General features: G+C 69.7%; 4 protein-coding genes. 3 read left to right on the plus strand and 1 reads right to left on the minus strand.

What is annotated here, in order from left to right:
• The first annotated feature begins 77 nt into the window (after window positions 1-77).
• Entirely contained in the window at window positions 78-5,507 is a 5,430-nt protein-coding gene (gene pulA / locus AB0M02_RS20620; protein WP_364228929.1) for a pullulanase-type alpha-1,6-glucosidase, read from the plus strand.
• A 65-nt stretch (window positions 5,508-5,572) separates the two neighbouring features.
• Here the strand turns inward: pulA and AB0M02_RS20625 are convergent, their stop codons facing one another.
• Window positions 5,573-6,226 carry a hypothetical protein gene (locus tag AB0M02_RS20625; RefSeq protein ID WP_364228931.1) on the minus strand — a complete coding sequence of 218 codons (654 nt, stop codon included), beginning with the start codon at window positions 6,224-6,226 and terminating at the stop codon, window positions 5,573-5,575.
• Window positions 6,227-6,337: 111 nt separating this feature from the next.
• Between AB0M02_RS20625 and AB0M02_RS20630 the strand changes: the two genes are divergently transcribed.
• Together AB0M02_RS20630 and AB0M02_RS20635 are read left to right on the plus strand one after the other, a co-directional pair.
• A complete protein-coding gene (locus AB0M02_RS20630; RefSeq protein WP_364228933.1) occupies window positions 6,338-7,471 on the plus strand; it encodes a histidine kinase in 1,134 nt (377 codons plus the stop codon).
• Window positions 7,468-8,115: a response regulator transcription factor gene (locus tag AB0M02_RS20635; RefSeq protein ID WP_364228935.1), complete on the plus strand. Its 648-nt coding sequence runs from the start codon at window positions 7,468-7,470 to the stop codon at window positions 8,113-8,115. Before AB0M02_RS20630 ends, AB0M02_RS20635 begins: the two co-directional genes overlap by 4 nt.
• The last annotated feature ends 151 nt before the right edge of the window (window positions 8,116-8,266 follow it).

An 8,266-nucleotide genomic window follows, 5' to 3' on the forward strand; every position in this document is an offset into this window, starting at 1 on the left:
TTTTCCGGTTCCCCGATCACTAGACATATACCACACTCGATTTCCGCCGATACCACCGAATCGGAGGGGTGCACCCCGTGGCACCGAGCAAACCCCTACACCGTCATCGGAGGCTGGGCGCCGCGCTGCTCAGCCTCTTCCTGCCATTGATCGCGGTGCCGGCCGCCGCTCCGGCCGCCGCGGCGCCGAGCGAGCCCTCCGCCGCGGTCATCGCGAAGTGGGGCTCCGACGAGCCGGCCAAGAACGAGCAGTTCTACTTCGTCCTGCCGGACCGGTTCGCCAACGGCGACACCCGCAACGACAAGGGCGGGCTCTCCGGCGACCGGCTGTCCACCGGGCACGACCCGGCGGACAAGGGCTTCTATCACGGCGGCGACCTGAAGGGCGTGATCGACCGCCTGGACTACATCCAGGGTCTGGGCACCACGGCCATCTGGCTCGCGCCGGTCTTCAAGAACCGCCCGGTGCAGGGCACCGGCAGTGACGTCTCGGCCGGTTACCACGGCTACTGGATCACCGACTTCACCCAGGTGGACCCGCACTTCGGCACGAACGCGGACCTGAAGAGGCTGGTCAAGCTCGCGCACCAGCGCGGCCTCAAGATCTACCTGGACATCATCGTCAACCACACCGCGGACGTCATCAAGTACGCGGAGGATGAGTACACTTATATCGATAAGTCGGACTCGCCCTATGTGGACACCGACGGGCAGCCGTTCGAGGACCGCAACTACGCGTCGTCCTCCGACTTCCCGTCCACGAACGCCAGCTCCTACCCCTACACACCGACTTTCAATGAAAAATCGGACAAGTCGGTTAAGGTGCCTGGCTGGCTGAACGACGTGAACATGTACCACAACCGAGGCGACTCCACGTTCGCCGGTGAGAACAGCGAGTACGGCGACTTCTTCGGCCTCGACGACCTGTTCACCGAGCGTCCCGAGGTCGTGCGCGGCATGACCGAGATCTACGCCGACTGGATCAGGGACACCGGCATCGACGGGTACCGCCTGGACACCGTCAAGCACTCCAACCTGGAGTTCTGGCAGCAGTGGGCGCCCGGCATCGAGAAGGCCGCCGACCGGGCCGGCAAGGACGACTTCTTCATGTTCGGCGAGGTCTACAGCGCCGACCAGGAGATCCAGTCCACATACGTACGCCGTGGCGGCCTCCCCGCCACCCTGGACTTCTCCTTCCAGGAGGCCGCGCGAGGCTTCGTCACCGGAAACAGCCCGGCCTCGGCGCTCTCCGCCCTGTACGCCAAGGACGACCTCTACACCGCCCGGGACACCGGCGCCGACCGCCTGCCGACGTTCCTCGGCAACCACGACATGGGCCGCATCGGCTCGTTCATCGCTGCCGCGGCCACCGCCGACACCCAGCTCAAGCGTGACCAGCTCGCGCACGAGCTGATGTTCCTGACCCGCGGCCAGCCGGTCGTCTACTCCGGTGACGAGCAGGGCTTCACCGGTCCGGGCGGCGACAAGGACGCCCGCCAGGACCTGTTCGCCAGCAAGTCCGCGGACTACCTGGACGACGACCTGATCGGCACCGACAGCACCCACGCGGTGGACAACTACAACACGTCCCACCCGGTCTACCGGACCGTCGCCGCCCTGGCGAAGCTCCGGAAGGCGAACCCGGCGCTGGTCAACGGCGTGCAGGTGACCCGGTACGGCGCCGAGGGCCAGGGTGTCTTCGCGGCGTCCCGGATCGACACGAAGTCCCGCACCGAGTACGTGGTGGCGGTGAACAACGCGACCACGCCGCAGACTGTCACGTTCCCGGTCTCGTCGGCCGCCGCCTTCACCGGTATCTACGGTGTTACCGGGGCGGTCACGCCGGTCGACGGCAAGGTCACCGTCACGGTGCCCGCTTTGTCGGCCACGGTCTACAAAGGCGGTACAATTCCGGCGTCGGCGACAAATCCCTCCGTGAAGATCAGCACGCCGGCAACGGCCGCCACGCGCGTCGAGGTCACTGCGGAAACGACCGGAGACCCGCTCTCCACGGTCACCTTCGCGGCGCAGGCCGGAAACGGCGAGTGGAAGCTGCTCGGCACCGCCGACAAGGCGCCCTACCGGGTCTACCACGACCTGACCGGGCTGGCCGGAAACACTCAGGTGCGGTACAAGGCAGTAGTGCGCGACAGCAAGGGACGACTCGCGTCCTCGACCTCGACGACCACCGTCGCCACGCCGGAGGCCACCTCGAGCGCCGGTTACGCGGTCGTGCACTACCAGCGGCCGGCCGGCGGTTACGACGACTGGGGCCTCTACGTCTGGGGTGACGTCGACCCGTCGATGACGACCACGTGGCCGAACGGGCAGCCGTTCGTGGGTGAGGACCCCTACGGCCGGTTCGCGTACGTGAAGCTCAAGCCGGGCGCGAAGAGTGTCGGGTTCATCGTGGTGAACAAGGACGGTGTCAAGGACGTCGACGCCGACCGGACGATCAACGTGACCGACAACCCGGAGATCTGGCTCAAGCAGGGCGACGCGAAGGTCTACCCGACGCGGCAGGCTGCCACCGGCGAGCCCGACCCGGCGCAGGACCCGAACAAGGCGGTCATCCACTGGCGCAAGGCCGACGGGAACTACGACGGCTGGGGCCTGCACGTCTGGGAGGGCGCCGCCAACCCGACCGACTGGGCGAGCCCGCTGCTTCCGGCGCGGATCGACTCGTACGGCGCGGTGTTCGAGGTGCCGCTCAGGGAGGGCGCGACGTCGCTGAGCTACATCATCCACAACGGTGACACCAAGGACCTGCCCGCCGACCAGTCGCTCGACTTCGGCAAGGCCGGCCGCGAGGTGTGGCTGCTCGCGGGTCAGGAGACCCGTCTGCTGCCGCTGGTGAAGACCGCGGCCGGGGTGGGCGAGATCGACGTGGCCAAGTCGCGGGCGGTCTGGATCGACCGCGGCACGGTGGCCTGGAAGACCGGTGTGGGCAGCACGCTCGAGCCGGTCGGTGCGGGCACCGACGGCAAGGTCTACGACCTGGTCCACTCCCCGGACGGCGGGATCGGTGTCGCGAACGGCGAGTTGACCGGCGACTACACGTCCGTGCGGCTCGACGCCCGGCGCACCGGTCTCACCGAGGCCCAGCGGGAGAAGTTCCCGCACCTGTGGCAGTACAACGCGTTCGGGCTCACCTCCGGCAACGTCAAGGACATCCTGCGCGGTCAGGTCGTCGTGACCGAGCGGGACGCCACCGGCAAGCTTCTCGCCGCCACCGGTGTCCAGCTCTCCGGCGTGCTCGACGACGTCTACTCGGCGGCCACCGGGGCGACGCTCGGGCCGGTCGGCAACCGGGTGTCGGTCTGGGCGCCCACCGCGCGCGACGTCGAGCTGGAGGTCTACGCGGCCGGCACCGGCGGGACCGCGACGGTGAGCGGCATGACCCGCGACGACCGGACCGGCGTCTGGTCCTCCACCAGGGTCAAGAAGGGCGAGTTCTACAAGTTCCGGGTCACCGCGTGGCAGCCGGCCGCGCAGAAGGTCGTCACGGCGTCGGTGACCGACCCGTACTCGGTCGCGCTCGCCGCCGACTCCACCCGTAGCCAGTTCGCCGACCTGGGCGACGCGGCACTGAAGCCGGCCGGCTGGGACGGGCTGCGCAAGCCCGCCGCAACGGCCCCGGCGAAGATCCAGATCTCGGAGCTGTCGGTCCGGGACTTCTCCATCGCCGACGCGACAGTGCCGGCCGCGAAACGCGGCACGTTCAGCGCGTTCGAGGAGAAGAACGGCGCCGGGATGAAGCACCTGGCCGAGCTCGCCGGCGCCGGTGTCACCCACCTGCACCTGCTGCCGGCGTTCGACTTCGCCACCATCCCGGAGAAGCGCGCCGACCAGCAGCAGCCCCCGTGCGACCTGGCCTCGTTCCCGGCCGACTCGGACCAGCAGCAGGCGTGCGTCGAGAAGGTGGCCGCGACCGACGGCTACAACTGGGGATACGACCCGCTGCACTACACGGTCCCCGAGGGCGGTTACGCGGCCGACCCGGCCAAGCGCACCAGCGAATTCCGCTCGATGGTCGCCGGGGTCAACCAGGCGGGCCTGCGCGTGGTGATGGACGTCGTCTACAACCACACGTCGGCCGCCGGTACCGATGCCAAGTCGGTGCTCGACCAGGTCGTGCCGGGTTACTACCAGCGGTTGCTCGAGGACGGCACGGTCGCCAACTCCACCTGCTGCTCCAACACCGCGCCGGAGAACGCGATGATGGGCAAGCTCGTGGTCGACTCGATCGTCACGTGGGCGAAGGCGTACAAGGTCGACGGTTTCCGCTTCGACCTGATGGGCCACCACCCGAAGGAGAACATCCTGGCGGTGCGCAAGGCGCTGGACAGGCTCACGCTCGCCAAGGACGGCGTCGACGGCAAGAACATCTATGTGTACGGCGAGGGCTGGAACTTCGGCGAGGTCGCGAACAACGCGCGCTTCGTCCAGGCCACCCAGGCCAACATGGCGGGCACCGGGATCGGCACGTTCAACGACCGGCTCCGGGACGCGGTTCGCGGTGGTGGGCCGTTCGACGAGAACCCGCGGATCCAGGGCTTCGCGTCCGGTCTGGCCGGCGCGCCCAACGGTGACGCGGTCAACGGGACCGAGGCGGAGCAGAGGGCGCGCCTGCTGCACTACCAGGACCTGATCAAGGTGGGCCTGACCGGCAACCTGGCCGGTTACACCTTCACCGACTCGTCGGGCAACGTCGTGACCGGCTCCCAGGTCGACTACAACGGCTCACCGGCCGGCTACAACGCGGCTCCGGGCGAGGCGATCACCTACGTCGACGCGCACGACAACGAGATCCTGTACGACTCGCTGGCGTTCAAGCTGCCGCAGGCCACCACGGCCGCGGACCGGGCGCGGGCACAGTCGGTGGCGCTGGCCACCACGGTGCTCGGCCAGGGCGTGGGCTTTGTGACCACGGGCAGTGAGCGGCTGCGGTCGAAGTCGCTGGACCGCAACTCGTACAACTCGGGTGACTGGTTCAACGAGATCATCTGGGACTGCGCGCGGGGCAACGGCTTCGGCAAGGGCCTGCCGCCGAAGGCGGACAACGAGTCGAAGTACCCGTACGCGAAGCCCCTGCTCGCCGACAAGTCCCTGGTCCCCGACTGTGCCGCGATCAACGGCACGGACAACCGGTACCGGGAGCTGCTCAGGATCCGGAAGTCGACAGCGGCGTTCGGCCTGCCGACGGCGGCGCAGGTGCAGCAGCGGCTGTCGTTCCCGCTCTCCGGGGCGAACGAGACGGCCGGCGTGATCACCATGACGATCGACGCGCGTGGCATCGACCCGAAGTGGAAGTCGGTGACGGTGGTCTTCAACGCCACCCCGTCGACGGCCACTCAGAAGGTGACCGCGCTCGCCGGCAAGAGGGTGGCGCTGCACCCGATCCAGCAGGCGTCGGCCGACGCGCCGACCCGTACGGCGTCGTTCTCCACGGCGACCGGCACTTTCACCGTCCCTGCCCGTACAGTCTCGGTGTTCGTCCAAAGCTGAGGCGCACTCCTGAACGCGGCCACCGCTCACCCGATCAGCCCGGGTGGGCGGTGGCCGTTCCCATCTCAGACCAGGACCGGCTCCGGCAGCGTGGAGCGCCCGAGCACCCGGGCGCCGACCACCGTCAACGGCGCGAACAGGCTCGTGAAGACCACTCCGTACACCAGGGTCAGGCTCACCGGGACGGTGAACATGCCGACCAGGGCGACCACATAGACGCCCGTCGCCCACCAGCCGAGGACACCGGCCCGGGCCAGCCCGATGTAGAGCAGCAGCAACCCGAGGAAACCGAGCATCGCCACGTCCCGCCACGGGCTGAGCAGCGCGCTGTTGTCGACCGCGTCGGAGATCCGGACCGCGACGTCCATCGGCACCGTGTTGCCGATCACCATGCGCCACCAGTCGTCCTTGATCGCGCCGGAGATGTTCAGCATGGTGAGCACGGCGGCGAGGGTGCCGATCAGGGTCAGCAGGCGGCCCTTCGCGCCGCGGACCAGCAGCGGCACCACCAGCAGGCCGAGACCGGTGAGCATGTTCGAGTAGTGCAGCAGCATCGCCGACACCTGGGTCATCGTCTCGTCCCGGGCCAGCGAGGCGATGTAGTCGGCGGTGCCCGGCCCGTCCTGCGAGGGGCTGGTGAGCATGCCTGCGAAGGTGAGGGCCGGACCGGTGATCAGAAGGCCGCCGGCGAGGCGGTAGAGGAAGGTCTCGTTCGTCATGCCGGAAACCCTGCCGCCGGGACCGGTGCCGCCGAGTCCGCCGTCGCGCACTGACCGGGTCCGTCTTTCGGCGGACTCGCCACCGGCATCGTGCCTCGTAGCATCCCGGGCATGAGGGTCTCCGCCCGCGCCCTTCCGGTGCTGCTCGGCCCGGTCGTGGGCCTGCTGGCGGTCGTCGAGGCGCACCTCGACGCGGCCTTCGCGGCGCGCGCGGTCACCGTCTGGGCGCCCGGCCTGCTGCTCGGCGCCGGCATCGCGCTGGCCGCGTGGTTCCCGGTCGCCGGCGCGCTGGCCGCGGTGGCCTGCTTCCCGCTCGGGCTGCTGGTCGGCGCGCCCGACATCGGCGGCGCCGGCCTGATCGGGCTCATCGGCATCACCGCCTGGGCGGGCTGGCGGCTGCCCCGGCCCCGCTCGCTGCTCGTGCTGGGCGCCGCCGTCGCGGCCGGTGTGGTCACCTCGCTGCTGGCCGGGCAGTCACTCTGGGAGGCGATCTTTCAGCCGGCCATCCTGCTGCCCGGTTACCTGCTGGGCGTGCTGAGCAGGACCAACGGCGAGCGGGCGGCTGAGCTCACGAGGCTTGCCGCGGCCTTGGACGCGGAGCGTGAGCGTACGGCGTACGCAGCCGTGGCCGCCGAACGCACCAGGATCGCCCGCGAGGTGCACGACGCCGTGGCGCACTCGGTCAGCGTGATCACCCTGCAGCTCGGCGGGCTGCGCCGGCAGCTGAGCGACCCCCTGCACCGCGATGTCGTGCTGAACCTGGAACGACTCGGCCGCCGGTCGGTGGCCGAGATGCGCGGGCTGGTCGGCATCCTGCGGGACAACGCGAACACCGGCACTCCGGCGCCCGAACCCTCACTGGCCCGGGTGCACGAGCTGATCGCCGAGGTGGGCGCCGCCGGCCTCCCGGTCAGGCTGGACGTGACCGGTGAGCGCGGTGAGGTGCCCCGGCTGCTGGACGCCTCGGCGTACCGGGTGTTGCAGGAGGCACTGACCAACGTCCTGCGCCACAACGGGCCGGCGCCGACCACGGTCACGGTCGGCTACGCGGCCGAGCGGGTGACCGTGGAGGTGGTCAACGAGGCGGGCCTGGCCGCGGACGACACGAGCGGTGGCGGTCACGGCATCATCGGGATGCGCGAGCGGGTGTCCCTGTTCCGGGGCACGCTGCTCGCCGGGCCGGAGCCGGGTGGCGGCTTCGGGGTGCGGGCCACCTTCCCGATCAGCGACGTGGTGACCTCGTGATCCGGGTGGCACTGGTCGACGACGAGGCCATGATCCGGGTCGGGCTGCGGATGGTGCTCAGCGGCGAACCCGGCATCGAGGTGGTCGGCGAGGCCTCCGACGGCGACCAGGCGGCGGCGCTCGTCGCGGGCACCCGCCCGGACGTCGTCCTGATGGACGTCCGGATGGCCCGGGTGGACGGTCTCACCGCGGCCCGCCGGATCGTCGCCGACTTCCCGGAGAGCAGAGTGATCGTGCTGACCACCTTCGACGAGGACGAGTACGTCGCCGAGGCGCTGCGTGCCGGGGTGAGCGGCTTCCTCCTCAAGGTCGCGCCTCCCGAGCAGCTGATCGAGGCGGTCCGCACGGTCGCGGCCGGCCACGGCCTGCTCGATCCGGCCGTGACGCTGCGGGTGATCGCGGCTTTCGCCGGCACCGAGCCGCCGGCACCCGCCGACCCCGGCCTGGAACAGCTCACACCCCGCGAGCGGGAGGTGCTGCGCCTGCTCGCCGACGGCCTGACCAACGCCGAGATCGCCGCCCGGATGTACCTGGGCGAGGCCACCGTGAAGACACACCTCTCCCGGGTCCTGATGAAGCTGGGCCTGCGCACCCGAGTCCAGGCCGTCGTCTACGCCTACCGCACCGGCCTTGCCGGCAGCTGACCCAACCCCGTGTGTTGAGTTGGGGTGCGTGGGTGGGCCGTACTCCACACGATGGATGACCTTCCCCCCGCAGTCCGGACACCCATGGTGTGGGGTCAACGGTCGTGATCAGACGGGGTGTGGAGCTGTTCGAAGTCGACTGGGCTATGCA

Origin of the sequence: Actinoplanes sp. NPDC051861, from assembly GCF_040681145.1 — a bacterium.
GTDB lineage: Bacteria > Actinomycetota > Actinomycetes > Mycobacteriales > Micromonosporaceae > Actinoplanes.

Coding starts and splice junctions, on each gene's coding strand:
- AB0M02_RS20625 (WP_364228931.1), bottom strand. CDS start 6,226: ATGACGAACGAGACCTTCCTCTACCGCCTCGCCGGCGGCCTTCTGATC.
- AB0M02_RS20630 (WP_364228933.1), top strand. CDS start 6,338: ATGAGGGTCTCCGCCCGCGCCCTTCCGGTGCTGCTCGGCCCGGTCGTG.